Origin of the sequence: Pelagibius marinus (assembly GCF_014925385.1) — a bacterium.
Classification (GTDB): domain Bacteria; phylum Pseudomonadota; class Alphaproteobacteria; order Kiloniellales; family Kiloniellaceae; genus Pelagibius; species Pelagibius marinus.
Map to the genome: position 1 here is coordinate 11,103 of NZ_JACSDK010000016.1, position 16,368 is coordinate 27,470.

A 16,368-nucleotide genomic window follows, 5' to 3' on the forward strand; every position below is an offset into this window, starting at 1 on the left:
ACCCGGCGTCGTGAGGGACATGCCCTGCGCCGGCAAATGCACGTGCCTTCGGAGGAGTCGAATACTTGGACCCCGACGACGGCTCACGCCCCAACGATATACAGTTTCGGGTCATGCCGGCCGGAGGAGTTGCGCGTGCCTAATGCCAAGATTGAAGAACGCCGCACAGATGCGATAGCCCGCGGCGTTGGTGTTCAGACACAGGTTTTCGCCGACCGTGCCAGAAACGCCGAACTATGGGACGTCGAGGGTCGTCGCTATATCGACTTCGCCTCCGGGATTGCCGTGCTGAACACCGGGCACTGCCATCCGAAGGTCATGAAGGCGGTTCATGAGCAATTGGATCGATTCACGCACACCTGCCATCAGGTGGTGCCCTACGAGAACTACGTTTCACTCGCGGAGCGGCTGAATGCCGTCGTGCCGGGCGGCGGCAGGAAGAAGACGATCTTTGTCACCACCGGCGCGGAAGCGCTCGAAAACGCCGTGAAAATCGCCCGCAGCGCAACCGGGCGCAACGCCGTCGTTGCTTTTTCCGGTGGATTCCATGGCCGCACGTTCATGGGAATGGCGATGACCGGAAAGGTGTTCCCATACAAGGCGGGCTTCGGGTCTATGCCGAACGACGTTTACCACGTCCCCTTTCCGATGGACCTGCACGGCGTGACCGAAGAAACGTCCATCGCTGCGCTCGACCGCCTGTTCAAGTCGGATGTCGATCCGGCGCGCGTCGCGGCGCTGGTCATCGAGCCGGTGCAGGGCGAAGGCGGCTTTTATGTGGCACCAAAAAGTTTCATGCGACACCTGCGCACGGTTTGTGACCGGCACGGCATTCTGTTGATCATTGACGAGGTGCAGACCGGCTTCGCGCGTTGCGGTACACTGTTTGCCATCGAGCAATACGATGTCGAGCCCGACCTCGTCACCATCGCCAAGAGTCTCGCCGGCGGCTTTCCGCTGGCTGCCGTCACCGGCAAGGCGAGCGTCATGGATGCGCCGTCACCGGGCGGACTGGGCGGCACCTATGGCGGCAGTCCGATCGGGATTGCGGCGGCCCATGCCGTGCTGGACATCATAGAGGAGGAGGGACTCTGCGAGCGTGCCAATCGCCTCGGCGCACGATTGAAACATCGGCTGGAATGCCTGCGTGACGAGGTCCCGGAGATCAGTGACATTCGCGGTCCCGGGTTCATGATTGCCGTTGAATTCAAGGATGCCGCCTCGGGCGCGCCCAGTTCGGCCTTCGCCGGCCGCGTGCGCGAGATCGCGCTTTCAAAGGGATTAATACTGCTTACCTGCGGTGTCCATGCCAATGTGATCCGCTTTCTGGCACCGATCACTATAGAGAACGCGGTCTTCACCGAAGCCCTCGACATCCTTGAGGCATCCATCCGGACGGCGCGGGCATGACGCCCTCGATAGAAGACGCCCTGAGTTCGCGCCTCTCTGATCCCACTCTTGTGCGACCGGCCGGCCTGGTGGGGCCGGATTGGATCGATGCTGCCGGAAGCGGCGCCACATTCGCGGTCGACAATCCCTCGACCGGCGAAATCATTGCCAGACTGCCCGAGATGGGTGCGGAAGAAACACGCCGTGCCATCGAGGTCGCCTACACTGCCCAGAAAGAATGGGCTCGGCACACCGGCAAGGAGCGCGCCGCCCTCTTGAGTGCGCTCTATGGGCTGATGGTCCGGCATGCCGACGATCTGGCGGCGATCCTGACCACGGAGATGGGCAAGCCTCTCGCCGAGGCGCGGGGAGAGATCCTCTATGGTGCGTCCTATCTGGAATGGTTCGCCGAGGAGGCAAAGCGCATACATGGCGATCTGCTGCTCGGCCACCAGCGCGACAAGCGCATCATGGTGATGAAGCAGCCCGTCGGCGTTGCCGGCCTGATCACGCCGTGGAACTTCCCAAACGCCATGCTGGCGCGCAAGCTGGCGCCGGCACTGGCGGCTGGCTGCGCAGTCGTCGCCAAGCCGGCCGAGCAGACCCCGCTCTCAGCCATCGCGCTGGGCGTCCTGGCCGAACGTGCGGGGCTGCCGGCTGGCCTGTTCAACCTAGTCCTCGGCACCGACGGGCCGTCGATTGGTCAGGAGATGTGCGCCAATCCCAAGCTGCGTAAGATCAGTTTCACCGGCTCCACCGAGGTCGGCCGCATCCTGCTGCGCCAGGGCGCCGAGCAGGTTCTCAAGATGAGCATGGAACTGGGCGGCAACGCGCCCTTCATCGTCTTTGACGATGCCGACATCGACGCCGCTGTGGAAGGAGCAATGGTGTCGAAGTTCCGCAATGCCGGCCAGACTTGGGTCTGTGCCAACCGCATTTACGTCCAGCGCGGTGTCTATGATCTCTTCGCGGCGAAGCTGACCCAGAGGGTCGCCGAACTGAAGGTTGGAGATGGCTTTGAGGAGGATGTGACGACCGGGCCTCTGATCGACGGCCATGGGTTGGCCAAGGTAGAGGATCACATAGGCGATGCGGTTGCCAAGGGTGCCCGCATCGCCGCGGGCGGCAAGCGCTCGCAGAAGGGGGCGCTGTTTTTCGAGCCGACCATCCTTGCCGGCGTGACGCCGGCGATGAAGATCGCGCGCGAAGAAACCTTTGGACCGGTCGCCCCGCTCTTCGCCTTCGATACTGTCGAAGACGTGATCGTGCAGGCGAACGATACGGAGTTCGGACTTGCCGCCTATTTCTATGCCCGTGACCTGTCGCGCGTCTGGCGCGTTGCCGAGGCGTTAGAGTACGGCATGGTCGGCGTGAATACCGGCCTCATCTCTACAGAAACCGCTCCTTTCGGCGGCGTGAAACAGTCGGGCCTGGGCCGGGAAGGCTCCTACTATGGAATCCAGGACTATCTGGAGGTGAAGTATGTCTGCTTCGGTGGCATCTAATGTGTTGCCGAGGATCGCCTTTTCGAGGTCGGCTTGTCCGGAGTTGGCACGACCCCGACATTGGGAGGCAGGCGGAGCATGTCCACTCCGCCTCTGAAAGGCAACATTAGGGGCCGGGCCGCAGAAAATGTCAGCTGAGGCGCCGTTAACGGACCAAGTAGATTGGCACGGGGAAGGCGGCTCGTGACCCGTTCCGGACATGTGTGTTCCTTCCAATGAAAGTCGTTTCTAAATGGTTGTACCTCTGTCTGCTTGGAATGCGGGGGCCTTCTATTCTTTCCATTTCTCGCGATCACCTGGCCGATACTCGTTCAGACAACAGCGGGCCACATATCGGCTTGGCGTGGCTTGATTGATCGGGGGCATGGGGGCGGCAGGGCCCAGCTTTCGACTCAGCCGGCTTCGACTTTGGCGGTGAACATGTACCCGGCGCCATAGACGGTTCGGATCAGACGCGTGGAATCCGACGCCTGCGCCAGGGTCTTGCGCAGCCGCGCCACGCGGACGTCGATCGCCCGATCCAGCGTGTTCTCCCGTCCCGCCTTGTCGAGAAGATATTCGCGTGACAGCACCCGGTTCGGCGCTTCGATGAAGGCGCGCAGGAGGTTGGATTCGGCGGCGCCGAGCTCGATCCTCTCACCATCCGGCTTGACCAGCATCTGGGCGCCGATGTCGAAGAGATAGCCTTCGAAGCGGACGCTTTGCGCTCCTTCGGCCGGTCGCGCACCGCACTTTGCGCGCCTCAGGGCGCTGCGCACCCGTGCGATCAGCTCGCGCGGCTCGAAGGGTTTGATAATGTAATCGTCGGCGCCCAGCTCCAGGCCAATAACCCGGTCGCTTGTGTCCCGGCGCCCCGACAGGATGATGATCGGAAAACGCTGCGATTGCCGGATCTGTCCCATCAGGGCAACACCGTCGCCGTCGGGCAGGCCAAGATCGAGAATGCAAAGATCGGGCGTCGAAGTAGCTAAGCTTCTCAGGAAGTCGCTGCCACAGGAGTGACTGGCGGTCCGGAACCCGAACTCTGACAGGCAGCGTTCCAGGACCTTCCTGACCTCCGGATCGTCTTCGATGATCGCGATAGTTTCCGGCATCTCGGCACCGCTCCTCTAGACGGTGCGGCCAATCAAGGTGGCCAGCGCCTCTGTCGCGAAGGGCTTGGCCAAAGTGGGATAGGGGCAGGTGGCCGGCAAGTGGCCGTCCCGCGGCTCGGCATAACCGGTGATCAGGCCGATCCGGATCTCGGGAGCGACTTCCTTGGCCGTCTCGGCCAGGGACAGGCCGTTCATTTCCCCCTGCATGACGATATCCGAGATGAGGTAGCGAATCTCCCCCACAGAGTTGATGAACTGCAGCGCCTCCTGTGCGTCTTCGGCTTCCAGCACCCCATAGCCGAGATCGACCAGTTGGCGCCGGACCACCGCGCGCACCGTTGGATCGTCCTCCACCAGCAGAACCAGTTCGCCCTTGCCGTGCGGTGTCTCGACGGCCGCGTCCGGCGTCTTCTCCAGTTCGGCATCGCTCTTTGCTTTGGCGCAGGGCAGGAAGAGCGCGACGCGCGTACCGCCGCCAGGTTCCGATTCGATCGTCACCCCGCCGCCGGACTGACGCACAAAGCCGTAGACCATGCTCAGTCCCAGCCCGCTGCCCGATCCAAACTGCTTGGTCGTGAAGAAGGGCTCAAAGACTCGCCGCCGAGTTTCTTCATCCATGCCCTGGCCGCTGTCCTCGACCAGCAGCCGCACGTAGTCGCCGGTCGAAACCTCGAGGTGCTGTGCCTCGTCCCCCGCGAGGTGCAGTTCCGAGACATCGAAGACGATGCGCCCTGCATCGTGCATCGCGTCGCGGGCGTTGAGCGCCAGGTTCAGCAAGGCGTTCTCGAGCTGCCCCGGGTCGGCCAGAACGCTGCGCGGCACCCCCCGGACCTTGGTCGCCACCTCGACCGAGCTAGGGAGCGAGCGGCGCAGCAGGCGCGACATGTCGGCCACCACTGCCTCGACGTCGACGGACTGCACCTGAAACTCCCCGCCGCGGGCGAAGGTCAACAGGCGGTTGGTCAAATCGGCGCCCCGCTGGGCAGCGTGGACGGCCGGCTCGAGGTAGTCCGTTAACTGTTGCTCGTCCTCGATCTTTCCTCTCAGGGCCACCAGATTGCCGAGGATGATGGTCAGCAGATTGTTGAAGTCGTGCGCGATGCCGCCGGTAAGCCGGCCGACGGCTTCCATCCTCTGCGCCTGGCTCAACACCGCCTCCTGATGCCTCTGCTCCGTTACATCGAGCGAGAGCACGAAACAGCCGCGGATCTTTCCCTCGTCGTCGCGGTCGGGAATCAGGGTCGAGCGCATCTCGGCATGCCGTCCGTCAGGACCCTTGCGGCGATACTCGTAGGTCACCTCGCGACCCTCGAGTGCGGCGCTGACAGGGAGCTGCAACTCGGCATAGAGGTCCGGCTCCAACACCTGTTCCACGCGCATGCCGACGATCTCGTCCACTGTCCGACCGAACCACTCGGCATAGCGCTTGTTGGCGAAGGTGTATTTGGGTTCCGTATCGATCGTGGCGATGAGGGCAGGGATGGCATCCGTTATCAACCGCAAGCGCTGCTCGCTTTCGTGCAGGTCCCGGGTCCGCTCGGCCACCACGCGGGCAAGGATTTCCTGCCGCTGACGCTGCTCGGTCACGTCCGTATAGGTGGTCACGAAGCCACCCTCCGGCAACGGGGTGCCACGAACGGAAATAATTTCCCCGGTCGGCCGCCGACGTTCCAGCTCATGGGGCTCGAAGGCCGCCGCCCGCGTCACCCGCTCCGCCACCAGTTCGTCGATGTCGCCTTCGCCATACTCACCGCGTTCGGCGTTGTAGCGCATGAAGGCAGAGAATGGCGTGTCCATCCGAGCGAGCGATAGCGGAAACCCCAGCAGCTCGAAAAACCGGCGGTTCCAGCCGACCAGCCGCAGGTCGTTGTCGAAAACGGTGAATCCCTGGTTGATGTGATCCAGGGCGGCTTGCAGCAGCCTCAGCTGTGCGCTTTCCGGCGAATCCTTCGTCATGGCTCCAACCTTGCCAGCACCAATCTGCACAACGCGAAAAACAGGCATTTCAAGTCGATGGGCCTGGAGCGGAAGCCGTCTCCGGGCCGGAAGAGGCTTCTCGCAGGTGAGCGGGAAGCAGGTCCTCTTCCTTCTCCCATGCTGCTGCCAAGGTAGCACAGTCTCTGCGGGAAATCGCGACACCTTGTGGCGTCGAACACTTGAACATTGTTTGCAACACTTTGAAACAATCGGCGCATATCAGTGAAAAGGCTTCCTCCTACAGTCGGCGCCAAGAGAAATCGTCAGTACTGGGCGATCACGGAGAGCCGGTCCAAGGCAACAGCCTGCTTCAGGGCCGGAAAGGGAGGAAGGAATGGTGCCTGCCGGTCCGATGCAGGACGACACTCTATCCGCAGCGGCCCAACTGGACGTGCTGCAGGCCGCGCTGGATCAGCTGGACCAGGGGATCACGGTCTTTGACAGTGAACTGCGGCTGGTCGGCTGGAATCACCGCTTTTTCGAACTCCTCGACTTTCCCGCCGAGCTGGCCCGCCGGGGTTCGCATTTCTCGGATTTCATGCGCTACAACGCCGAGCGCGGCGAGTACGGCCCCGGCGACGTGGACAAGCTAGTCGAGGAACGGGTCGCGCAAGCACGCCTGTTCCAGCCGCACAGTATGGAGCGGGTGCGCCCGAGCGGCAACGTCATCGCGGTCAAGGGGATACCTTTGCCGGGCGGCGGCTTCGCCAGTATCTACACCGACATCACCGCGCAGCGGGGTTACGTCCTCAAGACCAAGGGGCTGACCAAGGAGTTCAAGGGCTTCGTCGCGGTCCGGAACGTCGACCTGAATGTCCGCAAGGGCACGATCCATGCCTTAATCGGCCCCAACGGTGCCGGCAAGACGACGGTGTTCAATCTGCTGACCCGCTTCCTTGGGGCCACGGCCGGCACCATCACCTACAAGGGACAGGACATCACCCATACGCGCGCCGATACCATCGCCCGCCTGGGCATCGTCCGCTCGTTCCAGATTTCCTCGACCTTCGCGCATCTCAGCGTGCGCGAGAACGTCCGCGTCGCCCTGCAGCGCAAGCACGGCATGGACATCCACTTCTGGCGGCCCCTGCGCTCGCTCGATGTATTGAATGACGAGGTCGACCGCCTGCTCGCCGATGTCGGGCTGGAGTCTTTCGCGGAAATCCCAGCGGTTGAGCTTCCCTATGGCCGCAAGCGCGCACTCGAAATTGCCACCACGCTGGCGCTCGACCCCGAGATGATGCTGCTCGACGAACCAACCCAGGGCATGGGGCATGAGGATGTCGGCCGGATCGCCTCCCTGATCCGCAAGGTGGCGGAGGGACGTACCGTGCTGATGGTCGAACACAACCTCGGCGTCGTCGCCAATCTGTCAAACTGGATCACGGTCCTGCAGCGCGGCGAAATCCTCGCCGAGGGCACCTACGGCGAGGTTTCCCGCAACCCCGCGGTGATCGACGCCTACATGGGGTCGGCCCATGCCTGAGACCGCGGACCAGCTTCAGCCGCTGATCGAGGTCGAGGGCCTGCACGCCTACTACGGCGAGGCCCATGTGCTGCACGGCGTCGGGCTCAAGATCTGCAAGGGAGAAGTGGTGACCCTTCTCGGCCGCAACGGCGCCGGCAAGACGACGACTCTGAAGTCCATCATGGGAATGATCGGGCAGCGGCGGGGAGCGATCCGTTTCCGCGGCGTCGAGACCATTGCCATGAAGTGCAATCGGATCGCCCGGCTGGGCATCGCCTTCTGTCCGGAGGAGCGCGGCATCTTCTCCAGCCTCACGGTGGAGGAGAACCTTTATCTCCCGCCGGTGATTGCCGAGGGTGGACTCACCATCGACGAGCTCTATGACCTCTTCCCGAATCTGAGCGAGCGGAGGCATACCCGCCAGGGCACGCGGCTTTCCGGAGGCGAGCAGCAGATGCTTGCCATCGCCCGCATCCTGCGCAGCGGCGCCAGGGTTCTGTTGCTCGACGAGCCGACAGAGGGCCTGGCGCCGGTCATCGTCGAGCAGATCGGCAAGGTTATCGAACAGCTCAAGAACCGCGGCTTCACCGTGCTTCTCGTCGAGCAGAACTTCCATTTCGCCTCCCGACTGGCCGACCGGAACTACGTCATGGAGGACGGCCGGATCGTCGAAATGGTCGACCGCAGCGAGCTCGAGGAAAAGGAAGCATTGCTGCAGGAATACTTAGGAGTCTGACCAGTGAAGCAATACAGGAGGAAAAGCCAGATGTTGAAGAGATTAGCCCTAGCGGCCATGGTCGGCGGCCTTGCCGCGCATCCTGCCGCGGCTGCCGAGATTTCAGACGATGCCGTGCGTATCGGTGTGCTGACCGACATGGCCGCGGTCTATGCCGACCTTTCAGGTAAGGGGTCCGTCATCGCCGCCGAGATGGCGGTGGAAGACTTCGGCGGCAAGGCGCTCGGCAAGCCCGTCACGGTGATTTCCGCCGACCACCAGAACAAGGCGGATATCGCAGCTGCCAAGGCCCGCGAATGGATCGATACGCAAGGCGTCGACATGATCACGGACCTCGTGACCTCTTCAGTTGCTTTGGCCGTTTCCGAGGTCGGGCGGGAGAAGAACCGGGTCACCATGGTGGTCGGTGCCGCGACCTCCCGGCTCACCGGCAAGGACTGCTCGCCGGTCGGCTTTCACTGGGCCTACGATACCTACGCCCTGGCCAATGGCACCGGAACGGCGGTGGTCAAGAACGGCGGGGACAGCTGGTTCTTCATCACCGCGGACTATGCCTTCGGTCATTCCCTGGAGAGCGACGTCTCCAAGATCGTCGAGGCCAACGGCGGCAAGGTCCTGGGCGCCGTGCGTCATCCTTTTCCTTCGTCGGACTTTGCCTCCTTCCTGCTTCAGGCCCAGGCATCGGGAGCCAAGATCATCGGTCTCGCCAACGCCGGTGCGGATACCATCAACGCCATCAAGCAGGCTTCCGAGTTCGGAATCGTCGCGGGTGGCCAGAATTTGGCGGGCCTGCTGATGTTCGTCACCGACATCCACAGCCTCGGCCTGAAATCTGCTCAGGGGCTGTACATGACCACGGGCTGGTATTGGGATCTCAACGATGAAACCCGGAAATGGGCGGCGCGTTTCGAGGAGAAGGCGGGCAACAAGCCGACAATGGTTCAGGTCGGTGTTTATTCCTCCGTGCTCAACTACCTGAAGGCGGTCGAGCAGGCAGGTACCGACGAGGCCACTGCGGTCTCCACCACGCTAAAGTCGATGCAGATCGACGATGTCTTCGCCAAGGGTGGCAAGGTCCAGCCAAACGGCCGGATGGCGCACGATATGTACCTCGCCCAGGTCAAGAGCCCTGCCGAGTCCAAGGGCGCCTGGGACTATCTCAATATCGCGCGCACTATTCCGGGTGACGAGGCCTTCCGCGACCCGGCGGCCTCCGGCTGCCCGCTCGTCAACTGATACTCAAACCGACGCGCCGTGGGTGAAGACCGATGACGATGATCTTTGATCTCCCCCTGTCCTACCTCGGGCTTCAGCTCCTCATCGGGCTGCAGAACGGCGCATTTTACGCGCTTCTGTCGCTTGGTCTGGCCGTGATCTTCGGCATGCTGAACGTCATCAACTTCGCCCACGGTGCGCAATATATGATGGGCGCATTCCTTACCTGGATGTTGCTGGATTGGGTCGGAGTATCCTATTGGTGGTCTCTGCTTCTGGTGCCGCTTGCGCTCGGCGCCTTCGGGATCCTGATCGAGCGCGCACTTCTGCGCTGGCTCTACGATCTTGACCACCTCTACGGTCTGCTTCTGACCTTCGGTCTGGTCCTCATCATCGAGGGCGTGTTCGTCGAGAGTTTCGGCGCCTCAGGACTGCCCTATAACAAGCCGGACCTGCTCGCCGGGGCCCAGCGCATCCCCCTGGGCGCACTAACCGGCAATGAGAAAGACGTCATGATGATGCCAGTCTACCGCTTGTGGATTATAGGCGTCTCGCTGGCGATCTGCCTCGCCACCTGGTTCGGGATCGAGAAGACGCGACTCGGCAGTTATCTGCGTGCCGCGACCGAAAATCCGATGCTGGTGCGTGCCTTTGGCATCAACGTGCCGGTCATGATCATGTTGACATACGCCTTCGGTACCGCCCTGGCCGGCTTTACCGGCGTCCTGGCCGCGGGCCTGCAGGCCGTGACGCCGCATATGGGCGCCAATCTCATCATCGTCGTCTTTGCGGTCGTCGTGATCGGCGGTATGGGGTCGATCATGGGGTCGGTCCTGACCGGCTTCGCGTTGGGCCTGGTGGAGGCCTTCGTAAGGATCGCCTATCCCGAGGCCTCCAACATCGTGATCTTCGTCATCATGATCGTCGTTCTCCTGGTCCGGCCGGCGGGCCTCTTCGGACGGGAGGCCTGAATCATGTCATTGTTTGACGGAGGTTACACCATCCGCCGCTTCGCCCTTTCGCCGCGCCGGCTGGCGCTGTGGATCCTCACGGCCGCCGTTCTGGCCTCCTTGCCCTTCGTCGTCTACCCCGTGTTTCTCATGAAGGCGATGTGCTTCATGCTTTTCGCCTGCGCCTTCAATCTGATGCTGGGCTTCGCGGGCCTTTTGTCCTTCGGCCATGCCGCCTTCTTCGGTACAGCCAGCTATGTCGTCGCCCATGCGCTCAAGGTCTGGGGGCTGACGCCGGAGCTGGCCGTTGCCCTTTCCGTGCTCGCGGCAGCTTTCCTCGGCCTCCTGTTCGGCCTCGTCGCAATCCGCCGCCAGGGGATCTATTTCGCGATGATCACCCTCGCGTTGTCGCAGATGATCTTCTTCTTTGCCCTTCAGGCACCCTTCACCGGCGGCGAGGACGGCATCCAGGGTGTGACGCGTCAGCCACTCTTCGGCGTGATCGACATCTCGAATAACCTGACGCTCTACTTCGTCGTGCTCGTAGTATTCCTCTTCGGCCTTTTCGTCGTCTATCGCACCGTGCATTCACCCTTCGGACAGATCTTGAAGGCCATTCGCGAGAGTGAGCCGCGCGCGATCTCACTCGGCTACCGGGTGGATCACTACAAGCTGACGGCCTTTGTCATCTCCGCCGCCCTGTCCGGCCTGGCCGGCGGGACCAAGGCTCTGATTGTCCAGGTGGCCAGCCTGACTGATATCGGTTGGCAGATGTCCGGCGAAGTCATTCTGATGACCTTGCTGGGCGGCATGGGAACCGTGTTCGGCCCGGCCGTAGGCGCCGTCGTCGTCGTGACCCTGCAGAATTATCTCAACGCCTTCGGATCGCTTGTCAGCATCGTGATCGGGGTGATCTTCGTCATCTGCGTCTTGCTGTTCCGGCGCGGGATCGTTGGGGAGATCCAGGCCAGGATTGGACGCTAGCCTCGGCATCGCATTGGGAGAAAGCATTGCATCAGGAAGGAGGAACCATCGTGACCACGCCATACGACACGGGGCTTGACCGTAACAGCGCCAACTATGTTCCCCTGTCGCCGCTTTCCATGCTGCGCCGGACGGCACGGGTCTATCCGGAGCGGACGGCGGTGATTCACGGCAAGGTCCGCCGCAGCTGGGCCGAGACCGAGACCCGTTGCCGCCGTCTTGCCTCGGCGCTGGTCCGCCGTGGCATCGGCCTGGGTGACACCGTTGCCATCATGGCCCCGAACATCCCGGAGTTCGTCGAGGCGCATTTCGGCGTACCCATGGCCGGTGCCGTGCTCAACTCGCTCAACATTCGCCTGGACGCGGAAGCCCTGGCCTTCACCCTGCGCCACGGCGAGGCCAAGGTCGTGCTGACCGACCGGGAGTTCTCTGGGGTGATCGCGGCGGCGCTGGCTCAGCTCGAGGAGCGGCCCCTGGTCATCGACATCGATGATCCCCAGGGCGCTGGTGGCGAACTGATCGGCGACACCGACTACGAAGCCTTCCTGGAGGAAGGCGATCCGGACTTTGCCTACGGTCCGCCCGCGGACGAATGGCAGGCGATCGCTCTCAACTACACCTCCGGGACCACGGGTGACCCCAAGGGGGTCGTCTACAGCCATCGTGGCGCCTATCTCAATGCCATCAGCAACGCGGTGGATTGGGCGATGCCCCACTTTCCGGTCTATCTCTGGACCCTGCCCATGTTCCACTGCAACGGCTGGTGCTTCCCTTGGACGGTGACCGCCAAGGCGGGGACCCACGTCTGCCTGCGCAAGCCGGAGGCCTCCGCGATCTTCCAGGCGATCCGCGAGCACGGCGTGACCCATCTCTGCGGCGCGCCGATTATCATGTCGATGATGGTGAACGCGGCCGAGTCCGAGCGTCGCGCGATCGGCCAGGGCATATCCATGATGACCGCCGGCGCCGCACCGCCGGCGGCGGTGATCGAGAAGATGGAGGCGATGGGCATCGAGGTGATCCATGTCTACGGCCTGACCGAGGTTTACGGCCCTTGCGTGGTCTGCGCCTGGAAGCCCAAGTGGGACGCGTTACCGGTGGCGGAGCGGGCGGCGCGGAAGGCCCGGCAGGGCGTGCCCTACACGATGCAGGAAGACCTTACCGTCATGGATCCTGACAGTCTGCAGCCGGTGCCTGCCGATGGCAAAACCATCGGCGAAATTATGATCCGCGGCAACATCGTCATGCGCGGCTACCTGAAGAACCCCCGAACGACGACCGCGAGCTTTGGAGGCGGCTGGTTCCATTCCGGCGACCTGGGTGTGATGCACCCGGACGGCTATATAGAGATCAAGGACCGCTCCAAGGATATCATCATTTCCGGCGGCGAAAATATCTCCTCGATCGAGGTCGAGGCCGCCCTCTACAAACACCCCTCGGTAGCGGCCGCGGCCGTGGTCGCGAAGCCGGACGAAAAGTGGGGTGAGACGCCCTGTGCTTTTGTCGAACTGCGGCCCGGCATAGCGGCGGAGGAGGGTGAGATCATCGCCTTCTGCCGAGAGCGACTGGCGCACTTCAAGTGCCCGCGCCAGGTGGTCTTCGTCGAACTGCCCAAGACCTCGACCGGGAAGATCCAGAAGTTCAGGCTGCGCGAAATGGCGAAGGCGTTGATCTGATCAGCCGGCTAGTGTGACGTCTGTTTCTGGCACGTAGCGGCAGTGCCGCTGGATCGGCGGACAGGTCTGCTGCCAGGCGGCAAGCCGACAGCGGGCAGCCGCGTCGCTTCCAGCGTCAGCTAAGGCGCAGCAATCCGACGAACGCGAATTGCCTGCCTGAAGGCCCCTTTTGACCCTGGGCAGATTTCCGGAATTCCCAGCCGCGTGGCGGTGTCGCAGCGCTGTTTCCCGATCACATTCCCCAGCGCAGCGCGGCGCTGTGCACCGGCGCGTCCCAGTAGGACGCCATCTCGGCATCCAGCTTGACCAGCGTGAGGGAGCAGCCGGCCATTTCCAGCGAGGTGCAGTAGTTGCCGACCAAAGAGCGGACCACCTTTAACCCGCGCGCGTCCGCCTCGCGCACCGCTGCGTCGTACATGCCGTAGAGCTCCAGCAGCGGCGTGCCGCCCATGCCGTTGACCAGCAGCAGTACCTCCTGGCCTTTGTCCGGCTTGATGTCGTCGCAGATCGCCTCCATCAGGGTAGCGGCCAGGGCATCGGCGGGCATCATCGTGGTGCGTTTGCGACCAGGCTCGCCGTGGATGCCTACACCCAACTCGATCTCGTCGTCGCCGAGCTCGAAGTTCGGTTTTCCTGCTGCCGGCACGGTGCAGCTGGACAAAGCCACGCCCATGGAGCCGGAGGCGGCATTGACCCGCTCGCCCAGGGCGACGCAGTCGGCCAGGGCGGCGCCGGCCTCGGCCGCTGCCCCGACGATCTTCTCAAGGACAACCGTGGCGGCGACGCCACGCCGTCCCTGGCTGTGGGGCGAGTTCTCCCCTGAAACGTCGGCGGTGGGGGGCACCGGGGCCCGTTCGCCCGGGCTCATTTCCGACGCCATCTCGAAGTTCATTACATCGCCGGCATAATTCTTGACGATGAAGAGGGTGCCGGCGCCGCCGTCGACCGCCTCAGCGGCGGCCAGCATCTGGTCCGGCGTCGGCGAAGTGAAGACCTGTCCCGGGCAGGCGGCGTCCAGCATGCCGTGGCCGACAAAACCGGCGTGCATCGGCTCGTGGCCCGAGCCGCCGCCGGAGATCAGCGCCACCTTGCCCTGGCGGGGGCTGCCCTTGCGGATGACGAACATGGGATCGAGGTTGACGGAGACGATGTCCGCGTGCGCATGCCCGAAACCGCGCAGGCTCTCCGTCAGGACGCCGTCGACGGCGTTCATAAGCTTTTTCATAAGATAGGTCTCCCTCTTGACTGCGCTCTCCCGGCGCTTACTTCTCGTCGTCTTTCCGCGGCAGGTCCGGCTGACCGCCCCCCGATTGGGCGAGGGCGATGACCCGCTCGGCGAAGTCGTGAATGAGCTGGCGCACCTGGTTTCGGCGCGTCTCGTCCATACCGTGGGGCAGGGGGATGCGCAGCACGTCCCGCTCGATGGAGGCGAGTTCCTCCATGGCCACGGACTGGGCTGGATGGGCGCGGCCGTAGAGCTCCAGGAAGTGGCGCTGCTCTTCCTCGCTCAAGTGGCAGACACGGAACATCGCCGGGATGTGCTGGGCCGGCAGCGGCACCCGGTAGGCGGGGTTGGTGACCTGGGAGATGAAGCTCTTATGGGTGCCGAAGGCCTCGGCGAGCTTCTGGCGCGTGCCCGAGGGCCGCCGGTCCAGATAGCGCTTCAGCAACACCTTGTATTCGGCGACCGGATCGTCGGCCTCGCGCTTCGGGGCGTCGTCAGCCATGGTCCGCGCCGTTCCTCCCTCTGCCGTCATAGTCTGCAATAGCCAGCTTGACCGGCCCGATCTGGGCCGGCGCGCAGCTTAGCATGGTCAGGCCGCAATCCAGCAGGCTGGAGATCAGGGCGGGCGATGAGGCCATTTCGCCGCAGAGGCTGACCTCGACGCCACGGGCCTCGCCGGCGGCGACCACGCGGCGGATGAGTTCCAGCACCGCCGGTGTGCGCGGGTCGGCCAAGGCGGCTACCGCCGGATTGTCGCGGGCGCAGGCGGCGGTGTATTGGATCAAGTCGTTGGAGCCGATGGAGTAGAAGTCGGCCTCGAAGTCGCCGGCCATGAGCGCGGCGGCCGGGACCTCGATCATAATGCCGAGCGCTGGGTGGGCGCAGGGGATGCCAGCCTGCCGCAGCCCGGCGATTTCCTCGTCGAGCATGGCCCGGGCCTGATCCAACTCCCAGGGCGCGGTGATCATTGGCAGCATGACCTTGAGGTTGCCGGCCTCCTCCGCCGCGCGTACCAGGGCGCGCAGCTGGCAGCGGAAGACCTCCGGCCTGGCGAAGGAAAGCCGCAGGCCGCGCACGCCCAGAAAGGGATTCGTCTCGCCGTCGATGGTGACCCCGGGCAGCGGCTTGTCGCCGCCGGCGTCCAGGGTGCGCACGGTCACCGGCCGCCCATCAGCCCAGGCCAGCAGGCGGCGGTAGAAGGCGAGCTGTTCCTCCTCGTCCGGCTGCCGCCCACCCGCGAAGAGAAACTCGGTGCGGGTGAGTCCGACGCCGTCGCAGATGTCCGATGAAACCTGGTCCAGCAGGGCGGGGGCGTCGATATTGGCCAGGACCATGACGGGTATGCCATCGGCAGTACGCGCCGGCTGGTGAAGCACGGCGGCAATAGCGCGCTCCTTCTCGGCCTCGGCGGCGCCGGCGGCTTCCGCCGCGGCGCGGGCAGCGCTGTCGGGATTGACGGTCAGGCGTCCGGCCGCGGCGTCCAGAATGGCCGTGCCGCCGGCCGGCAGTCCCTCGACGGCCAGGCGGGTGCCCACCACCAGACTGACGCCACGGGCGCGGGCCAGGATGGCGACATGGCTGGTCGGGCTGCCGCCGGTGGTGACCGCTCCCGCCAGCCGGCTCCAGTCGATGTCGAGGAAGAGGGATGGAGTCAGATCCTCGGCCACCAGGATTGCCCCGGCAGGCACCTCGGCCAGCGCCGCCGAAGAACCGGTCAGGGCACTCAGCACGCGGTTCTTGAGGTCGCTCAGGTCCTCGGCGCGGCCTGCCAGCACGCCGTCGCCGTCGCCGCGGTAGTCGGCGATTTCGGCGTCCATTTTGTCGATCCAGGCGCGGTCGGCCGGCGTGCCCCCGGCGATCGCCGCCAGCACCGGAGCGGTGATGTCGTCGTCTTCCAGCAGCGCCAACTGGAACTCCAGGATATCGCCGGCCAAGCTGTCCTCGGCCTCGATCAGGGCCTGCAACGCCGTTGCTGCCTCGTTGAGCGCCGCCTTGAAGGCAGCGGCCTCCTGGACCGGGTCCCCCGCCCGGCGCGCGGTCGCTCCCGGTCCGCGCAGCACGTGCAGCGGGCCCAGGGCGACGCCGCCGCTGACGGCGATGCCTTCGTAGACCTGGGGCTGGGTTTGGGGCTGGGCGGGGGCAGTCATCG

The 16,368-nt window shown here is 64.1% G+C and carries 13 protein-coding genes; 8 read left to right on the forward strand and 5 right to left on the reverse strand.

Features of this window, described 5'->3' with window-relative positions; genetic code table 11:
* Positions 1-135: 135 nt before the first annotated feature.
* Together H7X47_RS19550 and H7X47_RS19555 are read left to right on the forward strand one after the other, a co-directional pair.
* Entirely contained in the window at positions 136-1,410 is a 1,275-nt protein-coding gene (locus tag H7X47_RS19550; protein ID WP_319633641.1) for a 4-aminobutyrate--2-oxoglutarate transaminase, read from the forward strand.
* On the forward strand, positions 1,407-2,894 hold the full coding sequence (locus H7X47_RS19555; RefSeq protein ID WP_193370438.1) for an NAD-dependent succinate-semialdehyde dehydrogenase: 1,488 nt from the start codon (positions 1,407-1,409) through the stop codon (positions 2,892-2,894). The genes H7X47_RS19550 and H7X47_RS19555 overlap by 4 nt, the downstream gene beginning before the upstream one ends.
* Before the next feature lie 392 nt (positions 2,895-3,286).
* Here H7X47_RS19555 and H7X47_RS19560 read toward each other — a convergent pair whose 3' ends face one another.
* On the reverse strand, positions 3,287-3,988 hold the full coding sequence (locus tag H7X47_RS19560) for a response regulator transcription factor (RefSeq protein WP_193370439.1): 702 nt from the start codon (positions 3,986-3,988) through the stop codon (positions 3,287-3,289).
* Positions 3,989-4,003: 15 nt separating this feature from the next.
* Positions 4,004-5,944 carry a PAS-domain containing protein gene (locus tag H7X47_RS19565; RefSeq protein WP_193370440.1) on the reverse strand — a complete coding sequence of 647 codons (1,941 nt, stop codon included), beginning with the start codon at positions 5,942-5,944 and terminating at the stop codon, positions 4,004-4,006.
* Positions 5,945-6,317: 373 nt separating this feature from the next.
* On the opposite strand from H7X47_RS19565, the gene H7X47_RS26180 reads away from it, so the two are divergent.
* Genes H7X47_RS26180 through H7X47_RS19595 form a run of 6 tightly spaced genes read left to right on the forward strand, consistent with a single transcriptional unit; the run spans position 6,318 to position 12,994 of the window.
* Positions 6,318-7,451, forward strand: coding sequence for a PAS-domain containing protein (locus tag H7X47_RS26180; protein WP_227010666.1), 1,134 nt, complete (start codon positions 6,318-6,320; stop codon positions 7,449-7,451).
* On the forward strand, positions 7,444-8,169 hold the full coding sequence (locus H7X47_RS19575; RefSeq protein WP_193370441.1) for an ABC transporter ATP-binding protein: 726 nt from the start codon (positions 7,444-7,446) through the stop codon (positions 8,167-8,169). Before H7X47_RS26180 ends, H7X47_RS19575 begins: the two co-directional genes overlap by 8 nt.
* Positions 8,170-8,172: 3 nt before the next feature.
* The gene (locus tag H7X47_RS19580) at positions 8,173-9,405 is read left to right on the forward strand and encodes an ABC transporter substrate-binding protein (RefSeq protein WP_322096519.1); all 1,233 of its coding nucleotides are present in this window, start codon (positions 8,173-8,175) and stop codon (positions 9,403-9,405) included.
* Positions 9,406-9,437: 32 nt separating this feature from the next.
* A complete protein-coding gene (locus tag H7X47_RS19585) occupies positions 9,438-10,355 on the forward strand; it encodes a branched-chain amino acid ABC transporter permease (protein ID WP_193370442.1) in 918 nt (305 codons plus the stop codon).
* A 3-nt stretch (positions 10,356-10,358) separates the two neighbouring features.
* On the forward strand, positions 10,359-11,318 hold the full coding sequence (locus tag H7X47_RS19590) for a branched-chain amino acid ABC transporter permease (protein WP_193370443.1): 960 nt from the start codon (positions 10,359-10,361) through the stop codon (positions 11,316-11,318).
* 50 nt (positions 11,319-11,368) lie between these two features.
* A complete protein-coding gene (locus H7X47_RS19595; protein WP_193370444.1) occupies positions 11,369-12,994 on the forward strand; it encodes an acyl-CoA synthetase in 1,626 nt (541 codons plus the stop codon).
* A gap of 232 nt (positions 12,995-13,226) precedes the next feature.
* Here H7X47_RS19595 and dhaK read toward each other — a convergent pair whose 3' ends face one another.
* The 3 genes from dhaK to ptsP are packed head-to-tail and all read right to left on the reverse strand — an operon-like array spanning position 13,227 to position 16,366.
* A complete protein-coding gene (gene dhaK, locus H7X47_RS19600) occupies positions 13,227-14,219 on the reverse strand; it encodes a dihydroxyacetone kinase subunit DhaK (protein ID WP_193370445.1) in 993 nt (330 codons plus the stop codon).
* 37 nt (positions 14,220-14,256) lie between these two features.
* A complete protein-coding gene (locus H7X47_RS19605) occupies positions 14,257-14,721 on the reverse strand; it encodes a hypothetical protein (RefSeq protein WP_193370446.1) in 465 nt (154 codons plus the stop codon).
* Positions 14,714-16,366, reverse strand: a complete 1,653-nt coding sequence (gene ptsP, locus H7X47_RS19610) for a phosphoenolpyruvate--protein phosphotransferase (RefSeq protein ID WP_193370447.1) — start codon at positions 16,364-16,366, stop codon at positions 14,714-14,716. Before ptsP ends, H7X47_RS19605 begins: the two co-directional genes overlap by 8 nt.
* Positions 16,367-16,368 lie beyond the last annotated feature (2 nt).

Bases quoted from the DNA above. Each gene is read 5' to 3' on its own strand.
- H7X47_RS19555 (WP_193370438.1), top strand. From the start codon at position 1,407: ATGACGCCCTCGATAGAAGACGCCCTGAGTTCGCGCCTCTCTGATCCC.
- H7X47_RS19560 (WP_193370439.1), bottom strand. From the start codon at position 3,988: ATGCCGGAAACTATCGCGATCATCGAAGACGATCCGGAGGTCAGGAAG.
- H7X47_RS19565 (WP_193370440.1), bottom strand. From the start codon at position 5,944: ATGACGAAGGATTCGCCGGAAAGCGCACAGCTGAGGCTGCTGCAAGCC.
- H7X47_RS26180 (WP_227010666.1), top strand. From the start codon at position 6,318: ATGCAGGACGACACTCTATCCGCAGCGGCCCAACTGGACGTGCTGCAG.
- H7X47_RS19575 (WP_193370441.1), top strand. From the start codon at position 7,444: ATGCCTGAGACCGCGGACCAGCTTCAGCCGCTGATCGAGGTCGAGGGC.
- H7X47_RS19585 (WP_193370442.1), top strand. From the start codon at position 9,438: ATGACGATGATCTTTGATCTCCCCCTGTCCTACCTCGGGCTTCAGCTC.
- H7X47_RS19590 (WP_193370443.1), top strand. From the start codon at position 10,359: ATGTCATTGTTTGACGGAGGTTACACCATCCGCCGCTTCGCCCTTTCG.
- dhaK (WP_193370445.1), bottom strand. From the start codon at position 14,219: ATGAAAAAGCTTATGAACGCCGTCGACGGCGTCCTGACGGAGAGCCTG.
- H7X47_RS19605 (WP_193370446.1), bottom strand. From the start codon at position 14,721: ATGGCTGACGACGCCCCGAAGCGCGAGGCCGACGATCCGGTCGCCGAA.
- ptsP (WP_193370447.1), bottom strand. From the start codon at position 16,366: ATGACTGCCCCCGCCCAGCCCCAAACCCAGCCCCAGGTCTACGAAGGC.